General features: G+C 73.2%; 15 protein-coding genes. 5 read left to right on the plus strand and 10 right to left on the minus strand.

Features of this window, described 5'->3' with window-relative positions:
- Nucleotide 1: 1 nt before the first annotated feature.
- The 6 genes from ABD230_RS18550 to ABD230_RS18575 form a co-directional block, all read right to left on the minus strand.
- The gene (locus ABD230_RS18550) at nt 2–778 is read right to left on the minus strand and encodes an ABC transporter ATP-binding protein (protein WP_344378661.1); all 777 of its coding nucleotides are present in this window, start codon (nt 776–778) and stop codon (nt 2–4) included.
- Entirely contained in the window at nt 775–2,721 is a 1,947-nt protein-coding gene (locus ABD230_RS18555; RefSeq protein ID WP_344378664.1) for a branched-chain amino acid ABC transporter ATP-binding protein/permease, read from the minus strand. Before ABD230_RS18555 ends, ABD230_RS18550 begins: the two co-directional genes overlap by 4 nt.
- The gene (locus ABD230_RS18560) at nt 2,718–3,596 is read right to left on the minus strand and encodes a branched-chain amino acid ABC transporter permease (RefSeq protein ID WP_344378668.1); all 879 of its coding nucleotides are present in this window, start codon (nt 3,594–3,596) and stop codon (nt 2,718–2,720) included. Before ABD230_RS18560 ends, ABD230_RS18555 begins: the two co-directional genes overlap by 4 nt.
- 19 nt (nt 3,597–3,615) lie before the next feature.
- Nucleotides 3,616–4,842, minus strand: coding sequence for an amino acid ABC transporter substrate-binding protein (locus ABD230_RS18565; protein WP_344378671.1), 1,227 nt, complete (start codon nt 4,840–4,842; stop codon nt 3,616–3,618).
- A 121-nt stretch (nt 4,843–4,963) separates the two neighbouring features.
- Entirely contained in the window at nt 4,964–5,986 is a 1,023-nt protein-coding gene (locus ABD230_RS18570) for a LacI family DNA-binding transcriptional regulator (protein WP_344378673.1), read from the minus strand.
- Between the two features lie 38 nt (nt 5,987–6,024).
- Nucleotides 6,025–7,182, minus strand: coding sequence for an MFS transporter (locus tag ABD230_RS18575; RefSeq protein ID WP_344378675.1), 1,158 nt, complete (start codon nt 7,180–7,182; stop codon nt 6,025–6,027).
- 118 nt (nt 7,183–7,300) lie between these two features.
- Between ABD230_RS18575 and ABD230_RS18580 the strand changes: the two genes are divergently transcribed.
- Together ABD230_RS18580 and ABD230_RS18585 are read left to right on the plus strand one after the other, a co-directional pair.
- Complete coding sequence (locus ABD230_RS18580) at nt 7,301–8,617, plus strand: DUF4032 domain-containing protein (protein ID WP_344378678.1); 1,317 nt, start codon at nt 7,301–7,303, stop codon at nt 8,615–8,617.
- A 127-nt stretch (nt 8,618–8,744) separates the two neighbouring features.
- On the plus strand, nt 8,745–9,650 hold the full coding sequence (locus ABD230_RS18585) for an alpha/beta fold hydrolase (RefSeq protein ID WP_344378682.1): 906 nt from the start codon (nt 8,745–8,747) through the stop codon (nt 9,648–9,650).
- Between the two features lie 66 nt (nt 9,651–9,716).
- Here the strand turns inward: ABD230_RS18585 and rlmB are convergent, their stop codons facing one another.
- The gene (gene rlmB / locus ABD230_RS18590) at nt 9,717–10,730 is read right to left on the minus strand and encodes a 23S rRNA (guanosine(2251)-2'-O)-methyltransferase RlmB (RefSeq protein WP_344378685.1); all 1,014 of its coding nucleotides are present in this window, start codon (nt 10,728–10,730) and stop codon (nt 9,717–9,719) included.
- Complete coding sequence (cysS, locus tag ABD230_RS18595; protein ID WP_344378687.1) at nt 10,727–12,151, minus strand: cysteine--tRNA ligase; 1,425 nt, start codon at nt 12,149–12,151, stop codon at nt 10,727–10,729. The genes rlmB and cysS overlap by 4 nt, the downstream gene beginning before the upstream one ends.
- Before the next feature lie 138 nt (nt 12,152–12,289).
- Here cysS and ABD230_RS18600 point away from each other — a divergent pair, with 138 nt between their 5' ends.
- Genes ABD230_RS18600 through ABD230_RS18610 form a run of 3 tightly spaced genes read left to right on the plus strand, consistent with a single transcriptional unit; the run spans nt 12,290 to nt 15,605 of the window.
- A complete protein-coding gene (locus tag ABD230_RS18600; protein ID WP_344378689.1) occupies nt 12,290–12,892 on the plus strand; it encodes a hypothetical protein in 603 nt (200 codons plus the stop codon).
- Between the two features lie 32 nt (nt 12,893–12,924).
- The gene (locus tag ABD230_RS18605; protein WP_344378694.1) at nt 12,925–14,958 is read left to right on the plus strand and encodes a histidine kinase; all 2,034 of its coding nucleotides are present in this window, start codon (nt 12,925–12,927) and stop codon (nt 14,956–14,958) included.
- Complete coding sequence (locus ABD230_RS18610; protein WP_344378699.1) at nt 14,955–15,605, plus strand: response regulator; 651 nt, start codon at nt 14,955–14,957, stop codon at nt 15,603–15,605. Before ABD230_RS18605 ends, ABD230_RS18610 begins: the two co-directional genes overlap by 4 nt.
- Before the next feature lie 20 nt (nt 15,606–15,625).
- Here ABD230_RS18610 and ispD read toward each other — a convergent pair whose 3' ends face one another.
- Both ispD and ABD230_RS18620 read right to left on the minus strand, forming a co-directional pair.
- On the minus strand, nt 15,626–16,876 hold the full coding sequence (gene ispD, locus ABD230_RS18615) for a 2-C-methyl-D-erythritol 4-phosphate cytidylyltransferase (RefSeq protein WP_425546262.1): 1,251 nt from the start codon (nt 16,874–16,876) through the stop codon (nt 15,626–15,628).
- A gap of 112 nt (nt 16,877–16,988) precedes the next feature.
- Entirely contained in the window at nt 16,989–17,471 is a 483-nt protein-coding gene (locus ABD230_RS18620; protein ID WP_067948714.1) for a CarD family transcriptional regulator, read from the minus strand.
- Between the last annotated feature and the right edge of the window lie 28 nt (nt 17,472–17,499).

Genomic DNA, 17,499 nt, shown 5'->3' on the forward strand with positions numbered 1-17,499 from the left:
GTCATCCTTGCGTCGTGGTGGTGGTTCGGGACGGTGCGCGCCCGTCCGTCTCGGCGTCGCCGTGCGTCACGGCGCCGCCGAAGTACAGGTCCGCGATCTCGGGGTCGTCGAGGATCTCGGAGGCGGGACCGGTCAGCAGCACGCGACCGCTCTCCATGACGATCCCGGTCGTGGCCATCCGCATCCCGAAGCGGACGTTCTGCTCGACCATGAGGATCGCGGTGCCTCGCTCGCGCATGACCGAGACCGATTCGTCGATCACGCCGAGCGAGCGCGGGTCGAGTCCGAGCGAGGGCTCGTCGAGCAGGACGAGCTTCGGATCGAGCATGAGCGAGCGGGCGAACTCGACCATGCGCCGCTGCCCTCCGGAGAGGAGCCCGCACTTCGCGCCGAGCCGGTCCTTGACGAGCGGGAACTGCTCGAGCACGTGATCGAGGCGATCGCGCACGAGGCTCCGATCACGACGGATCACGTACGCGCCCATCAGGATGTTCTCGCGGACGGACATGTTCGCGAAGAGCCCGTTCGTCTGCGGGACCTGGGCGACGCCGCGGCCGAGGATCTGGTCGGGCGGGAGGCCCGTGATGTCCTCGCCGTCGAGCGTGATCGTGCCGGAGGCCGGCTTGAGCAGGCCGCTGACGGTCCGGAGCACGGTCGACTTGCCCGCGCCGTTCGGGCCGACGATGCAGCCCAGTTCGCCCGCGCCGACCTCGAGGTCGACGCCCTGGAGGACGTGGCCGCCGCCGTACCCGGCGACGACGCCGCGCATGCGGATCATCTCGTGCTCCCTTCGGTCACGAGCCCAGCGGCCGGTGCCGGCTTGCGCTCGAGGAGGTAGTCGTCACCGAGGTAGGCGTCGATGACGGCGGGGTCCTTCTGGATGCGGTCGGGATCGCCCTCGGCGATGACGTGCCCCTTCGCGAGCACCCGGATCGGATCGCACAGCCCGAGCACGAACGGCATGTTGTGCTCGACGAGCAGGAAGGTCTTGCCCTGGCGGTTCAGGTCGCGGATCAGGTCGCCCATGCGCTCGATGAGCGTCGGGTTGATCCCGCCCGCGGGCTCGTCGAGCATGATCAGCTTGGGATCGAGCATGAGCACCTGCGCGAGCTCGATGAGCTTCTGCTGCCCGTAGGACAGCGAGCCCGCCCGGACGTCGCGGTATGCGGCGAGGCCCACGAAGTCGAGCAGCTCCATCGCCCGGGACGCCTCGGCGCCGCTCACGGCGGGGACGCCGAGCCGCGGGATCGAGAAGCTGCGCAGCGGGGTGACGATGTTCTCCAGCACCGTCATCTCGCGGAACAGGCGCGTGATCTGGAAGGTGCGCCCCACGCCCCGGTGGGCGCGACCCCAGGGCGCGACCCGGTCGACGCGCTCACCGTCGAGCAGGATCTCGCCGCGGTCGGCGAGGAGGGTTCCCGAGACGAGGTTGAACACCGTGGTCTTGCCCGAGCCGTTCGGCCCGATGAGCGCGGTGATCGACCCCTCGGGGACGGTGAACGTGCAGTCGTCGACCGCGTGGTTCCCGCCGAACGACTTCGAGAGCCCGCGGACCTCGAGGAGGGCCCGCGCGGGTCCCGGGTGCGCGGGCGCACGCTCGGTCGTGACGGCCGGCGTCGTCGAGGAGGACAGCGGCGCGAGCCGTGCGCCGGACAGGCCGACCCGGCCCTTCGCGCGGGCTCGCTCCACGAGCGCCTTCAGGGAGGGCACGATGCCCTCGGGCAGCAGCACGACGAGCAGCAGCAGCAGGCTGCCGAACATGACGAGCCGGAGGTTGCCTCCGCCCTGGATCACGCCGAACGAGACGTTGTTCGCGAAGGTGTTCAACGGCTCGATGAGGAACGCACCGAGGACGGGGCCGAAGAGCGTGCCGCGCCCGCCGAGGATCACGGACAGCACGATCTGGACGCTGAACAGGATCGAGAACATGTTGACGGGGTCGACGAACCCGAGGTAATAGGCGTAGACGCCGCCCGCCATCCCGACGAAGAGCGCACTGGCACCGAAGGCGAGCAGCTTGTAGACCGGAGCGGTGACGCCGACCGTGCCCGCCTTGCCCTCGTCCTCGCGGATGGCGATGAGCCCGAGCCCGAACTTCGTGCGCCGGATCCACCAGCTCATCAGCAGCGACAGGCCCAGCAGGACGACGAGGGCGAGATGGAACGGCCAGTTGCCCCACTCCCGCGGCCAGTCGGGCAGGGGCATCGTGATGCCGGCCGTGCCGTTGGTGAGCTCGTCCCACTCGATGGCGATGAACTGGACGAGGAAGAGGAACGCGATCGTGATGATGACGAAGGACGGACCCCGCGAGCGGTACGTGACCAGCCCGAGGATGCAGGCCATCGCGGCGGCGAGGAGTCCGCCGATGGGCACCCAGGCGAACGGCGACACGTCCGGCCACGCCCTGGCGAGGATCGCCACGGTGTAGGCGCCGATGCCGACGAACGCGAACTGGCTCAGCGAGAGGTAGCCCGTGTACCCGGTCACGATGTTCAGTCCCACGGCGCCGATCGCGAACACGAGCGCGATGATCACCGTGTTCTGCGCGGATCGGCTGGGCGAGAGGGGGAAGAGGAGCAGGACGATCGCCGACGCCGACAGGACGATCGTCGTCGCGATGCGGATGGTGCGCGGTCGCGCCCAGAGCGGGACCGCGCTCGTGGGTGCTGCCGGCGGCGTGGGGAGATTGGTCGTGTACGCCGAACCCTTGTCGATGCTCATGCGACGGCGTCCTCTCTGAGTCGCTGCCCGAGGATGCCCTGGGGGCGGACGAGCAGCACGATGAAGATCACGAGGAAGGGCACCGCGACCACCCACGACGCACCCAGCCAGAGCGTGGCGAGCTGCTCGCCGACCCCGATGATGAGCGCGCCGATCACGGCGCCCGGCAGGCTGCCGAGCCCGCCGAGCACGGCGATCGCGAGCAGCCGGGCGATCCACTGGTAGTGGCTTCCGGGGATGAAGGGGTAGGTGGCGGCGATGATCGCGCCGCCCGCGCCGAGCGTCGCGATGCCGATCCCGAAGGTGGTCGCCGCGATCGCCTTGACGCTGACCCCGACCAACAGGGCCCCGCTCTCGTTCACGGAGGAGGCGCGGATCGCGCGCCCCGCCCACGTGTGGTCGAGCAGCACCTTGAGCGAGACGAGGACCACGACCGCGATCGCCGCCGCGATCAGGGTGACGGTCGGCAGGTAGAGCGGTCCGATCGTCACCGAGGAATCGGTGTAGGCGGTGCGCACGGCGGCCGACTGGTTGCCCCAGGCGAACCCCATGACACCCTCGAGCAGCAGTGCGATGCCGAACGTGGCGAGGATCGTCATGCTCATGTGGCGGTTGCGCACATGTCGCACGATGAGGACGTACGCCAGCCAGCCGACGCCGAACATCACGACCGAGAGGATCGGGATGCTCGCGAGCGGGTCGAGCCCCAGCCCCGACCAGAGGGTCCAGGTCAGGAATGCGGCGAGGATCGCGAAGGCGCCGTGCGCGAGGTTGACGACGCGCATCACGCCGAACACGAGGGTCAGGCCGGAGGCCATCAGGGCGTAGACCGCCCCGACGAGCAGGCCCGAGACGAGGGCTTGGATCACGTTCATGGGGATCGCCTCCGGCGGATCAGAGCGCGTCCCCGCGCCAGCGCAGGATCCGGTCCGTCGTCGCGACGTCGGCGGGGAGCACGACATCGCTCACGCCGTCCTGCCACTGCCCGACGAGGAACTGCCCGTCGGGGCTTCCGTCCTCGTTCCAGCGCAGGGTCCCGAGGATCGTCTCCACCGAGTTCGAGCGCAGCCAGTCGGCGAGGGCGGCCTGGTCGTCGTATCCGCCGACCGCCTCGACCGCGGCGGCCACGACCTGGGCGGCGGCGAAGCCGTCGGCGGCGTCCTCCGGGGGCAGCCCGCCGAACATCTCGTCGTACTTGGCGACGAACTCCGCGTTGCCCTCGGTCTCGGCAGCGACGTGGTAGCTGGAGGAGAAGAACACGCCCTGCGCGTTCTCGGGTCCGACGCCCTCGAGGTACTGCTCGCCGTACGTCGGCGAGGAGCTCTGGTAGAGCAGCTCGGGCGCGAAGCCGGCACGGTTCATCGCCCGGACGAAGTTCACGCCGTCCTCGAACTGCGCACCCTGGACCACGAGCTCGGCGCCGGAGTCGCGGATGGCGCCGACGATGGCGTCGAAGTTCTTCGTCGTCGCGGGGTAGACGTCCGCATAGACCGTCTCGATGCCGGCGGCCTCGAGCGTCTCGCGCACGCCCTCGACGACCGGAGATGCGAAGGGATCGTCGAGCGACGGGTACGCGGCCGTGGCCGGGCGCTCGTCGGCGGGGAGGTCCGCGACCCACTCGGCGAACGTCTCGGCCTGCGTCGAGGCGGTGGCCTGCTGGGAGAAGAAGATGTACTCGAATCCCCGGTTGAACATGTCGGGGGACGCGCACGAGGGGCAGACGTAGAGCATGCCGGCACGCTCGGCGACGGCCGATGCCGGGATGTTCAGCAGCGACGACTGGGTGCCGAGCAGGAGGTCCACGCCGTCCTGGTCGACGAGCGTGTTGTAGTTCGTGACCACGGTGTTCTGGTTGGTCGCGTCGTCCTTCACCAGGATCTCGACGTCGCGGCCGAGCAGGCCGCCCCCCTCGTTCTGGAGCTCGACCCACACCTCGTACCCCTGCTGCGTGTCGAGGCCGCCCTGGCTGAACTCGCCGGTCAGCGGCAGCGACGCACCGATCGTGATCGGGCCGTCCTCGCCGGACTCCGGCGCATCCGCTGCGCACGCCGTCGCCCCGAGGAGCACGGACGCGGCGCAGACGGATGCGAGCGCGGCACGCGGGCTGATGGGTTTGCGCATGGCTTCCAACCTCTCTGTCAGATCCCGATCGCCGAGAACGCACGGAGGCATCGGCGCCTTCGCACTGCAATCGATTGCGGTCAGCATATGCATGAGCCGGGGCGATGTCAACGCTCGGACGTCAGGCGGGGTGCACCGGGGCGGTCGAGGCCCGGACGACGAATTCGACGGGCATCGAGACCGTGACCGGCTGCTGGGCGGCATCCGCGATCCCCGAGAGGAGCAGCCGCGCCGCCTCCGCACCGATCTCCTGGAGCGGAACGTGGACGGTCGTGAGCGCGGGCGAGAAGTCGGCGGCGAACGGCATGTCGTTGAACCCGACGATCGAGACGTCCTCGGGGACCCGGAGGTCGTGGGCCCGCATCGCCCGGATCGCACCGAGCGCCACGAGGTCGTTGCCCGCGAGGACCGCGGTCGGGCAGGCTCCGGTCGCGATGATCCGGTCCATGGCCGCCTCGCCGGCGTCGGCCGTGAGCGCGGCGGCCTCGACCACGTCGCCGTCGACCCCGGGCTCGGCGGCGCAGATCGACCGGAACGCCTCGGCCCGCGCCTTGGTGGTCGAGAACATCGGCGGACCGGCCAGGTGCGTGATCCTGCGGTGCCCGAGGTCGAACAGGTGGCGCAGCGCCGCCTCGACGCCGGCTCGCTGATCTCCGGTGACCACGGGGAAGTCGCCGGTCTCGGACGTCCGGTTCACCATGACGATCGGGACGCCCGACTCGCGCGCGCGCCGGAGCATCGGCTGCTCGCCGAGGCGACCGGTCGCGAGGATGAACCCGTCGACCCGTCGCTGCAGCAACGACTCGAACGCGGAGAGCTCGACCTCGTCGTCGCCGTCGGTGTTCGCCAGCAGCGCGGTGTACCCGCGGGGCTGGAGCAGCCGCTCGATCCCGCGGACGATCGGGGGGAAGATCGGGTTCATGAGGTCGGGGATGATCACCCCGACGGTCATCGACGAGCTCGTGCGCAGGCCGCGGGCCATGGCGTTCGGGACGTACCCGAGCTGGCGCGCCGCCCGCTTGACCCGCTTGACCGTCTCCGCGTTCACCTGGTCGCGCGTCCGCGGATCGAGTGCACGGGACACGGTGGCCTTGTGCACCTCGGCGAGCTTCGCGACATCGTCCATCGTGACGCGCTTCGGCATCCCCACCCCCGGCAGTCCCCCTCGCCGCCGTCGGCGAGTCATCCTTCCCGTTCACGGTACCGCGACCGGCTCATCGCGGCGGCGAGGGCGAAGGCCGCGCCGCCGAGCGCGGAGACGCCGAAGAGCAGCCCGAACCGCAGTCCTGCCACGGCGAATCCCCCGAGCCAGGCGCCGATCGCTCCGCCGCCGAAGAGCGCGAGCGCGAAGACCGCGGCGCCGATCGGACGCGATCGCGCGACCGCATCGGTCATCCAGACCTGCAACTGGACGTGCCCGGCCGCCCAGGCCAGCCCGAGCAGCGCGGCGGCGATCGCGACGGCCACGGCGTCCGTGCGCAGCGCGAGGAGCGAGTAGCCGGCGACGATCGCCGCACCCGCGATCCCCAGAACGGCCGCGGGCACCACGCGGTGCAGGACCAGGCGCAGGACCAGGCTCGAGCCGATGACCGCGACACCGTACAGCGCGGTGACCAGCCCGGCGACGAGCGTGCCCGCCCCGCCGTGCTCCGCCGCGACCGGGAGGTAGCTGAACACGCCGACGAGGAGCGCCCCCTCGACCGCAGTCAGGAGGAGCACCGCGACGACCCAGGGATCGCCGAGCACGACGCGGAACCCGGCGAGGACCGGCAGGCCCGGCCCGACCCGGACGGGTTCACCCGTCCGGGCGAGCAGCACGGCCAGCACGGCGGCGAGCAGCGCCGCCGAGGCCGGCACCGCTCGCCACGCGCCCCATTCGCCCGCAAGCGCCGCGACCGCCGTTCCCGCGGTCATGCCGAGGGACAGCGCGACGGCGAGGTTCGCGGCCGCGGCGCCCCTCGACCTGAGGTCCAGGTTGTCGCCGATCCAGACCAGCGCGGCGGGCACGATCGCCGCGAAGGCGGCGCCTGCCGTGATGCGCGCGAGGGTGAGCGACACCGGGTCCCACGCGATGGCCGTGCCCAGCTGTCCCACGGCGGCCGCGGCGAGCGCGATCACGAGCAGTCGCACCCGGCCCACGCGCAGCGCCGCGATCCCCCAGCCGAGCTGGCCGACCGCGTAGGCGGCGACGTACGCCGTCATCGCCACGGTGACCACCGCCGCATCGACCGCGAACTCGTCGGCCACGGTCGTGAACAGCGGAGGCAGCTCCGCCCGGTCGGTGAACGTGAGGAACGACGCCGCCAGGAGCAGCGGCAGCACCATCCGTTCCGACCTCACCGCACGCTCCCGTCGCTCGGGAATCGATCGCGTTGTTGCAATCGATTGCGACTGATCGTACCCCGAGTTGCACGCCCGCACCATGCGTCGCAGGACCCCACGGGTACGCTGTGACGTGATGAGCGGCACTCTCTCGATCACGTCGGCCATGACCGACCCCGCCCTGCTGGACCTCCCCTGGGACCTGCCCCTCGAGGCGTGGCCCAGCGAGGCGATCGCGGCGCTGCCCAAGGGCATCTCGCGCCACCTCGTGCGCTTCGCGCACCTCAGCGGCCACGTCGTGGCGATCAAGGAGACCACGGCCGAGATGGCCAAGGGCGAGTACGAGATGCTGCGGACGCTGCAGCGTCTCGAGATCCCCTGCGTCGAACCGGTCGCCGTGATCACGAACCGCACGGATGCCGACGGCGAGGCGCTCGCGCCCGTGCTCGTCACGCGGCACCTGCGCTTCTCGCTCCCCTACCGTGCGCTGTTCTCGCAGACCCTACGCCCGGACACCGCGACGCGCCTCGTCGACGCCCTCGCCGTGCTCCTCGTCCGGCTGCACATCATCGGCTTCTTCTGGGGCGACGTGTCGCTCTCGAACACGCTCTTCCGGCGCGACGCCGGCGCGTTCGCCGCGTACCTCGTCGACGCCGAGACCGGCAAGCTGTACGAGGGCGGGCTCTCGAACGGGCAGCGCGAGAACGACCTCGAGATCGCCCGCGTCAACATCGCCGGCGAGCTGCTCGACCTCGAGGCCGGCGGCCGCGTTGCCGACGAGCTCGACCCGGTGAACATCTCGAACGGCATCGTCGACGCCTACCGCAACCTGTGGAGCGAGCTCACCGGGAGCGAGTCGTTCGGCGTCACCGAGCGGTGGCGCATCAACGAGCGCGTCAACCGGCTCAACGACCTCGGCTTCGACATCGAGGAGCTCGCCATCCGCACCGACACGTCGGGCACGACGCTGCGCATCCAGCCCAAGGTCGTCGACGCCGGCCACCACCAACGGCGACTGCTGCGGCTCACGGGCCTCGACGCGGGCGAGAACCAGGCGCGCCGGCTGCTCAACGACCTCGACTCGTATCGCGCCGCCTACCGGCAGGACGCCGACGAGGAGATGGTCGCCCACGAGTGGCTCATGCGCGTCTTCGAACCGGTCATCCGGGCCGTCCCGCAGGAGCTCCGCGGCAAGCTCGAGCCCGCCGAGGTGTTCCACGAGCTGCTCGAGCACCGCTGGTACATGGCGCAGACGGAAGGACGCGACATCCCCCTCGCCGAGGCGCTCACGGCGTACATCAACGACGTGCTGCGGCACCGCCGCGACGAGGCGACGGTCATCGGCCCGCCCACGGAGGCGATCACCGCGCCGCTGCCCTCGGTCGCGCCGGACACGGCCGCCGTGCCGGTGCACGACCCGGACGACGAAGGCGACTGGCGCCTCAAGGTCTGACGGCGGGAGCGGTCGAGGAACCGGGCATCGCGAGGGCCCGGCGACGCCGTCGGCGATGCCGGCATTGACGCCCCGCTGCACGGAATCTACTATGAACGTAGTGCACGTCGGGCCGAAAGGGGTCGTCATGCCCGCACCCGAGCCGAACCTCACTCCGATCGACGTCGCGGCGTGGGCGCCGCCGCTGCCGTCGGCCCCCGGCTTCGACCACCTCGTCGTCGCGACGCCCGGCCTCCGCACCCATGTCGCTGCGGTCGGCGCGGGCGAACCCGTGATGATGCTGCACGGATTCCCACAGCACTGGTGGCAATGGCACGCCATCGCGCCGGTCATCGCCGCACAGGGCTACCGCGTCTACTGCCCCGACCTGCGGGGGGCCGGCTGGACCACGGCCGACGATCCCCGCATCGACCGCGAGAGCCGGCTGCGCGACCTGCTCGCCCTCCTCGCTGCCCTCGACATCGATCGCATGCACCTCGTCTCCCACGACATGGGCGTGATCACCGCCGTGCAGCTGACCTACGACCATCCGGATCGGGTCCGAACGGCCGTGCAGCTCTCGGTCCCCCCGGCCTTCATCACGTTCAGCCCGAAGGTCGCCCCGGCCTTCCGGCACCTGCCCCCGTACTTCTGGCACCGCCCCGGCGCCTCACTGCGCGCGACGTTCTCCGAGGAGTTCGTCGCCCACCCGATGCCATCGCACGTCATCGACGCCCATCTCGCCCCGATGCGCCGCTCCGCCATCGACGCCGCGGTGCGTCCCCTCTTCCGCGGCATGGCGCTCCCCGAGGCGATGCGCATGGCCCGCGGCGTCTACCGTCGGCGGAGGCTCACGGTACCGACCCTCGTCGTCTTGGGCCGGCCCGGGCACCCCTGGACCGAGGAGATCATCGGGCGCGTCTGCCGGCATCCGGAGCGGTACGCCGATCGCGTCGAGTTCGCGTACGTCGACGACGCGGCGCACTTCATCGCCGACGACGCCCCCGCCGCGGTCGCCCGCCTCGCGCTCGACTGGTTCGACCGAGCCGCCTGAGCCGCGCCGGGGCGAGCCCCGCACACCGGTGGAACGCGATCCCATCCGCTCAGGCGAGAACCCGGGCTACTCGGCAGCCGCGCGCAGGCGCGCGATCTCGTAGAGGGTCACGGATGCCGCGATGCCCGCGTTGAGCGACTCGGTCGCCGACGAGATCGGGATGGACACGACGGCGTCGCACGTCTCGGTCACGAGGCGCGAGAGCCCCTTGCCCTCGGACCCGACCACGATCACGACCGGCCGGTCGGCGAAGTCGAGGCCGGGAAGGCTCACGTCGCCGTCGCCGTCGAGGCCCAGCACGAAGACGCCGCGTTCCTTGAGCACCTTCAGCGTCTGGGTGAGGTTGGAGGCCATCGCGACCGGGATGCGCGCGGCCGCGCCGGCGGACGTCTTCCACGCGGCGGCGGTGACGCCCACCGATCGGCGCTGCGGCACGATGACGCCCTGGCCGCCGAAGGCGGCGGTCGAGCGGATGATGGCACCGAGGTTGCGCGGGTCGGTCACCCCGTCGAGCGCGACGAGGAGCGGCGTGTCGCCGGCGTCGACGATCTCGTCGAGCAGGTCGACGGGGTGCGCGTAGTCGTACGGCGGCACCTTGATCGCGACGCCCTGGTGCACGGCGCCCTCGCCCGCGAGGCGGTCGAGCTCGGGCCGCATGACCTCGAGCACGGGGATGCCGCGGCTGGTCGCGATCTTCAGCGACTCCTTGACCCGGTCGTCCATCTCGATGCGGGCCGCCACGTAGAGCGTCGTCGCGGGGATGCGCGTGCGCAGCGCCTCGACGACCGAGTTGCGCCCGGAGAGGATCTCGGACTCGTCGCCCGACTTCGCGCGCTTGGCCGCGCCCGAGGCGCCGCGAGGGGCACCGGGCCGCTGCGAGGTACGCCCGCCCGAGCGCGCGGCCGCGCGTTCCGCGGCCGCCTTCTTCTTGTACGCCTGGTGGTAGGGCCGGTCCTCGGCCTTCGGGGTCGGCCCCTTGCCCTCGAGCGCCTTGCGGCTGTGCCCGCCGGTGCCGACCTGCTTGCCCTTGCCCTTCTTGCGCACGGCTCCCGGCCGCGACTTCCCGCTGCTGCCCTTCATGAGGTGAGGCTCCAATGCGTTCCGGTCTGACTGTCTTCGATCGTGATGCCGGCGTCCGCGAGCTCGGCGCGGATGCGGTCGGCGGCGGCCCAGTCCTTCGCGTCGCGCGCCGCGCGGCGGTCGTCGACGAGCCGGGCGACGAGGGCGTCGAGCGCGCCCGCGGCCGGTCCGGCATCCGTCGACCAGTGCGCATCGGTCGGGTCGATCCCGAGCACCCGTACCATGGCGAGCACCTGCCCGCGCAGTTCGGCGGCGACGCCGAGGTCCTCGCCGTCGAGCGCCTGGTTCCCGGCGCGGACGGTCTCGTGCAGCACGCCCAGCGCCTGGGGCACGCCGAGGTCGTCGTCCATCGCCTCGGCGAAGGCGTCGGGCCACGAGGCATCCGCCCCGCCGCCGGCGTACCGCGTGCCGGCGAGGCGCCGGTCGACGCGCTGCAGGAAGGTGCGGATGCGGTCGACCGCCGCCTCGGCGTCGTCGAGCGAGTCCGGCGAGTAGTCGAGGATCGAGCGGTAGTGGGCCTGGCCGAGCAGGTACCGCACCGCGAGCGGCGAGGCGAGGGCGGTGAGCTCGTAGGCGTAGACCGAGTTGCCGAGCGACTTCGACATCTTCTGGCCGCCGATGTTCACGAGGCCGTTGTGCACCCAGTAGCGCGCGAAGCCGTCACCCGCGGCCGTGGACTGGGCCAGCTCGTTCTCGTGGTGGGGGAAGCGGAGGTCGAGGCCGCCGCCGTGGATGTCGAACTCGGGGCCGAGGTATCGCGCCGACATGGCGGAGCACTCGATGTGCCAGCCGGGCCGCCCGGGACCCCACGGCGAGTCCCACCCGGCCGACACCGGCTCGGTCGGCTTGCGCCCCTTCCACAGGGCGAAGTCGCGCGGGTCGCGCTTGCCGCGCGGATCGCTGTCGGCCGCGGCCTCCATGTGGTCGCGGGACTGGCGCGTGAGCTCGCCGTAGGCGGGCCAGCTCCCGGTGTCGAAGTAGACGTCGCCGGACCCGTCCGGAGCGGGGTAGGCATGGCCGAGGTCGATCAGCCGCCCGATGAGCTGCTGCATCTGCGTGACGCTCGCGGTCGCGCGCGGCTCGTAGGTCGGCGGCAGGATGCCGAGGGCGTTGTAGGCGGCGGTGAACTCGAGCTCCACGCGGTAGGCGAGGGACCACCACTGCTCGCCGATGCCCTCCTCGGCGGCGGCGTTCAGGATCTTGTCGTCGATGTCGGTGACGTTCCGGATGAAGGTGACGCGGTAGTCGCGCGCGTCGAACCAGCGGCGCATGATGTCGTAGACCAGCGCGCTGCGGAGGTGGCCGATGTGCGGACTCGACTGCACGGTCGGGCCGCACACGTACATGCCGACGTGCCCCTCCTCGAGGGGCACGAAGTCACGCAGCGCCTGGGCCTTCGAATCGTAGAGTCGCACGGTCACCCGTCAAGCGTACCGGCCGCCCGGCATCCGGGATCGGCGCCCGACCGCCCGGGACGCCCGGCGCGGGAGCATCGTCGCGGCGGGTCGCCCGCCGGTGCCGCACGGGCCCGGTGCCCGCTGCCCGAGAGGAGCCCGACCATGTCCAGCCGCACTCCGCGCACCGCGTTCGCCGCCTCCGCCGAGGTCGCCGAGTCGGCGCCGCTCGACGGCCCGTCGCCGGCCGCGATCGCCCGGCGCCGCGCCGTCGCGCGATGGTCCGCCTGGACCGCCGTCGCCCTGTACGCCGCCCAGTTCGCCGTCGGCGCCGCCGCCGTGGTCTCCGGCGGCGACGCGGCCGATCACGCGACCGGCCTCGGCGGCGCCTCGGAGGCGCTCGGCGGGCTCGCGTTCCTGGCGGGCGCCGTCGTGCTCGGGGCCCTCGCACCGCGCGGCGCGCGCCTCGCCGCGTGGGTGCCGGGCATCGCGGGGCTGGCGGCGTCGGGCCTCACGATGGCGTGGGTCGTCGGCACGCGCGTCGAGCCACCCGTCGAGGTGTTCCTCGCCGAGGTCGCGCTCATGGCGCTCGGCCTGCTGGTCGCCGGCGTGCTCGGCGCGCTGCGCCGCCGGGTCTGGCCGTGGTGGGTCGGGACGGCCCTGGCGCTCGTCGTCCCGGTCATGTTCCTCGTGCCCGTCAACTCCCTGCCGCTCGCGCTCGCCTGGGCGGCGGTGGCGCTCACGGCGCGTCCGGATCCGCGGTCCTGACCTGCGAGACCGCCCGCGGATACACTGCGGCCATGGCCCCCGAGCGGGAGCGACCCGAGCGGACCGCTGCGAGCCGCGTCGCCGTCGCGCTCGTGGCGGCCGCCGCCGTGTCGGCCGGGATCCTCGTGCTCGCCGCCGTCCCTGCGGCGTGGCGGGCGCGCACCACGATCTGCGACGGCGGCGACTGCCCGCCCGGCGCGATCGACACCGCCGCCGCGAACCGGCTCTCGGCGCTCGGCACGGGTGTCGACGGGCACGCCGCCATCGGGCTCGCGCTGTCGCTGCTCATGGCGGGGGCGTGCCTCGCGGTCGCGACGCTGCTGCTGCGCGGGGCGCTGTCGAGCGCCGCACCGCGGGGCGCGATCACCGCGGCGGCCGCACTGACCGCGATCGCGGTCGGCTTCCCGCAATCGGTCCCCGCACTCGTCGCCGAGCATCCCGGGCTCGGCTGGCTCGGGATCCTCGTCGACACGTCGATCCTGCTCGTCGTCTGGTGGATCGCCTCGTTCCCGGACGGCGTCGTCCGCGGGTGGTGGGCGCGCGCCCTCGTCGTCGTCGCGATCGCGTGGGTGCTGCTCACGACCCTGGCGTCGGGCACCGAGGCGGGCGGCGTCGTGGTCGCGGTCGGCACCGTGATCGTCGCCGCCCTCGTGCTCGCGACGGTCACCGCGCAGCTCCTCGCCGGCGACCGCGACCGGCGCCGGCTCGTCGCCGGGACGTACGCGACCATCGGCGCGTCCTTCGCCGTCCTCGGCCTCGCGGCCGGCGTGCAGGGCGCCGGCCTCGCTCCGGTGGGCGGCCCGACCGACCTCGTCCTCCAGGTCGTGCTCGTCGCGGCGTTCCTGGCCGTTCCGGTGTCGGTCGCGGCCGCGGTGCTGCGGCGGGGGCTCTGGGGTGCGGCCGCACCCGTCGCCCGGGTCGTCGCCGCCGCCGTCACCGCCCTCGTCGCGGTCGCGGCGTTCGCGGGCGGTGCGGCCGCGCTCCGCGCGGCCGGCGCCGAGCCGGCCGTCGCACTGGCCCTGCCGGCCGCGCTCCTCGCCGTCGTGCTGCCCGCGCTCGATGGTCTGGTGCTGCGCGCGTCGCGACGCGTGCTCACGGGGAGCGACGCGGACCGACGGCGGATGCTCGCCGACCTCGGTTCCGGACTCGCGCTGGCGGCGAGCCCGTCGCTCGCGCCCGACCTCGTGGCCTCCACGATCGCCGAGGCGCTCGGCATGCGCAGCGCCGCGATCGAGTTCGGCGGCTCGGCCCCGCGCCACGCCGGGGTCGCCGTGCCGCTCGTCCACGCCGGCCGCATCGAGGGAACGCTCGTGCTCGAGCAGCGCGGCGGCGCCGACCTGCTCGACCCGGCCCAATCGGCGGCGCTCGAACCGGTGCGCGCCCACCTCGCGGCGGTCCTGCACGGGCGTCGGCTGGCGCGCGAGCTGGAGGCGTCGCGGCGCGCGCAGCTCGCGGCCCGCGAGGACGAACGGAGGCGGGTGCGGGACGACCTGCACGACGAGCTCGGCCCGACGCTCGCGGCCGCGACCCTGATCCTCGGCGCGGCGGAACGCGAGGCGGCGCAGGATGCGGCCGAGGCCGTGCGCCTCGTCGCCGACGCCCGCGAGCAGGTGACGCAGGCGGTCGACGACGTGCGCCGGATCGTCCGCGGCCTGCGTCCGCCGGCACTGGACGACGTCGGGCTCGTCGGGGCGATCCGGGCCTACGCGGAGGCGGTGACCGGGCCCGTGCGCGTCGAGGTCGATGCGGACGACCCTCCCGCCCTGCCCGCCGCCGTCGAGTCCGCGGCGTACGCCATCGCGCTCGAGGCCGTCGCGAACGCCGTGCGGCACTCCGGCGGATCGCGATGCACGGTGTCGCTCGACCGCGACGGCGACCGGCTCCTCCTCGTCGTCGCCGACGACGGGCACGGCCGGCGCGACGAGGCCCCCGGGCTCGGGCTGGCGTCGATGGAGCGGCGCGCCCGCGAGCTCGGCGGCCGGCTCGAGGTCGTCGACGGCCCGGGCGGCACCACGGTGGAGGCGCGCCTGCCGCTGGTCGACGCACCCGCCGCGGAGGCGTCGTGACCGCCCCGATCCGCGTCGCCATCGCGGACGACCACGCGCTCTTCCGTCGCGGCGTTCGCGCGATGCTCGGGGCGGTCGACGACCTCGAGCTCGTCGCCGAGGCGGAGGACGGCGAGGAGGCGATCCGCGTCGCGGTGACCGAGGCGCCGGACGTGCTCCTGCTCGACATCCGGATGCCGCGGCGCACCGGCATCGACGCCGTCCGCGCCATCCGCACCCGGGCCCCCGGCGTGCGCATCGTGATGCTGACGATGGTGGACGACGACGACGCCGTCGCCGCCGCCCTCCGCGACGGCGCCGTCGGTTTCGTCCTCAAGGGCGCCGATCCCGACGAGCTGGTCCGCGTCGTGCGCGCCGCGGCACGCGGCGAGCTCCTGCTCGGCGCGAGCGTCGCCGCGCGGGCGGTGACGCTGCTCCAGCCCCGGGCGGGGCCGTGGCGGCCGCCGCTGCCGGAGCTGCGCGAACGCGAGCGCGAGGTGCTCGACCTGCTCGCCGCCGGACTCGAGCCGGCCGCGATCGCGACCCGGCTGCACGTGAGCGTCAAGACGGTCCGGAACGTGCTCGCCGGCGTCCCGGCGCGCCTCGGCGTCGCGACCCGCGAGGAGGCCGTCGCGCTGGCACGCGCCGCGGGCCTCGGGCGCGGGTGACGTGCAACGCCCCGGCCGCGTCAGGCCGGGAGCACCAGCGCGGTGGCGATCGCCGTGACGCCCTCGCCCCGCCCGGTGAAGCCGAGGCCGTCGGTGGTCGTCGCGGCGACGCTGACGGGCGCGCCGACGATGCGGGTGAGCAGCGCCTCGGCCTCGGCACGCCGGGGCGCGAGCTTCGGCCGGTTGCCGACGACCTGGACCGAGACGTTGCCGACGCGCCAGCCGTCCGCGCCGAGCCGGCGCACGGTCTCGGCGAGGAAGACCTCGCCGTGCGCACCCGAGAACCGCGGGTCGGCGGTGCCGAACATGCCGCCGATGTCGCCGAGCCCGGCGGCGGCCAGGAGCGCATCGCAGATCGCGTGGGCCACCGCGTCGCCGTCGCTGTGCCCCGAGAGCCCGCGCTCGCCCGGCCAGTGCAGCCCGACCAGCCACAGCGGCGTCGCCGGGTCGTCGGCGAAGCCGTGCACGTCGACGCCCGTGCCGACGCGCGGGACCGCCGCGTGGGCGGGCAGCGCGCGATGCGCCGCGCGCTCCTCCGCCGCGGGCCCGCCTCCCGCGCGCTCGGCCACGAGCTGCTCGGCGCGGTGGAGGTCGGAGGGCACGGTGACCTTGAAGCCCCGCGCGTCGCCCGGCACCACGTCGACGGGGACGCCGGCCGCGGCGACGAGCGCGGCGTCGTCCGTGAAGTCGGCGGGGGCCGCGGCGTACGCCGACTCGAGCACTTCCCGCGGGAAGCCCTGCGGGGTCTGCATGGCCGCGAGCTCGGACCGGTCGACGGTCTCGAGCACGCGGCCCTCGGCATCGACGCGCTTGACCGTGTCGACGACGGGCAGCCCGGGCACGATGCCGTGGCCGCGCGCCTCGACGGCGGCGGCGACCTCGTCGAACACCGCGGCCGGGGCGAGCGGGCGCGCCGCATCGTGCACGAGCACGACCTCGATCTCGCGCGGGAGCTCGGCGAGCCCGCGTGCGACCGACTCCTGCCGGGTCAGGCCGCCCGCGACGACGACGAGGCCCGCGGAGGCCGCGCGGGCACGCGGCTGGTACCGGCGTCGGACCTCGGCGACGCGGTCGGCCGGGACGACGACGACGACGTGGGGCGCCTCGCGCATGCCGTACACGGCATCCAACGCGACGCCGAGGATCGTGTCGCCGCCGAGGGGCACGAGCGCCTTGGGCTCGGCGTGCCCGAGCCGGGTGCCGCTGCCCGCGGCGACGACGATGACGGCGACGGTGGAGTCGTTCACGTCTCCACCGTAGTCCCGCCGCAGGGCGGCGACCCGCCCGGATCCGCCATGCGCGGGCGCCGCCCGCGCGGTGCCCCGGACACGACGATCGCCGCCGGGCGTGGGCCGCGGCGGCGATGGTCTGCTGCGTCGAGCGCTAGGAGGCGAGCACCTCGTCGAGGACCGTCGAGGCCTGCTCCTCGTCGGTCTTCTCGGCGAGCGCGAGCTCCGAGATCAGGATCTGGCGAGCCTTGGCGAGCATGCGCTTCTCACCGGCGGACAGGCCGCGGTCCTGGTCGCGGCGCCACAGGTCGCGCACGACCTCCGACACCTTGATGACATCACCCGAGGCGAGCTTCTCGAGGTTCGCCTTGTAGCGACGCGACCAGTTGGTCGGCTCCTCGGTGAAGGGGGCGCGAAGCACCTCGAAGACCTTGTCGAGGCCCTCCTTGCCGATCACGTCGCGCACGCCGACGAGGTCGACGTTCTCGGCGGGAACCTCGATGACGAGGTCGCCCTGCGTGACGTTCAGCTTGAGGTAGAGCTTCTCTTCGCCCTTGATGATGCGTTTCTTGACTTCGACGATCGTTGCGGCACCGTGGTGGGGGTAAACGACGGTCTCGCCAACCTCAAAAAGCATGAATAGACGTCCTTTCGGCAACTTTCAG

The organism is Agromyces tropicus, from assembly GCF_039531345.1.
GTDB classification, from domain to species: Bacteria; Actinomycetota; Actinomycetes; order Actinomycetales; family Microbacteriaceae; genus Agromyces; species Agromyces tropicus.

Coding starts and splice junctions, on each gene's coding strand:
- ABD230_RS18585 (WP_344378682.1), top strand. CDS start 8,745: ATGCCCGCACCCGAGCCGAACCTCACTCCGATCGACGTCGCGGCGTGG.
- ABD230_RS18600 (WP_344378689.1), top strand. CDS start 12,290: ATGTCCAGCCGCACTCCGCGCACCGCGTTCGCCGCCTCCGCCGAGGTC.
- rlmB (WP_344378685.1), bottom strand. CDS start 10,730: ATGAAGGGCAGCAGCGGGAAGTCGCGGCCGGGAGCCGTGCGCAAGAAG.
- ABD230_RS18560 (WP_344378668.1), bottom strand. CDS start 3,596: ATGAACGTGATCCAAGCCCTCGTCTCGGGCCTGCTCGTCGGGGCGGTC.
- ABD230_RS18555 (WP_344378664.1), bottom strand. CDS start 2,721: ATGAGCATCGACAAGGGTTCGGCGTACACGACCAATCTCCCCACGCCG.
- ABD230_RS18570 (WP_344378673.1), bottom strand. CDS start 5,986: ATGCCGAAGCGCGTCACGATGGACGATGTCGCGAAGCTCGCCGAGGTG.
- ABD230_RS18605 (WP_344378694.1), top strand. CDS start 12,925: ATGGCCCCCGAGCGGGAGCGACCCGAGCGGACCGCTGCGAGCCGCGTC.
- ABD230_RS18580 (WP_344378678.1), top strand. CDS start 7,301: ATGAGCGGCACTCTCTCGATCACGTCGGCCATGACCGACCCCGCCCTG.
- ABD230_RS18565 (WP_344378671.1), bottom strand. CDS start 4,842: ATGCGCAAACCCATCAGCCCGCGTGCCGCGCTCGCATCCGTCTGCGCC.
- ABD230_RS18550 (WP_344378661.1), bottom strand. CDS start 778: ATGATCCGCATGCGCGGCGTCGTCGCCGGGTACGGCGGCGGCCACGTC.
- ABD230_RS18620 (WP_067948714.1), bottom strand. CDS start 17,471: ATGCTTTTTGAGGTTGGCGAGACCGTCGTTTACCCCCACCACGGTGCC.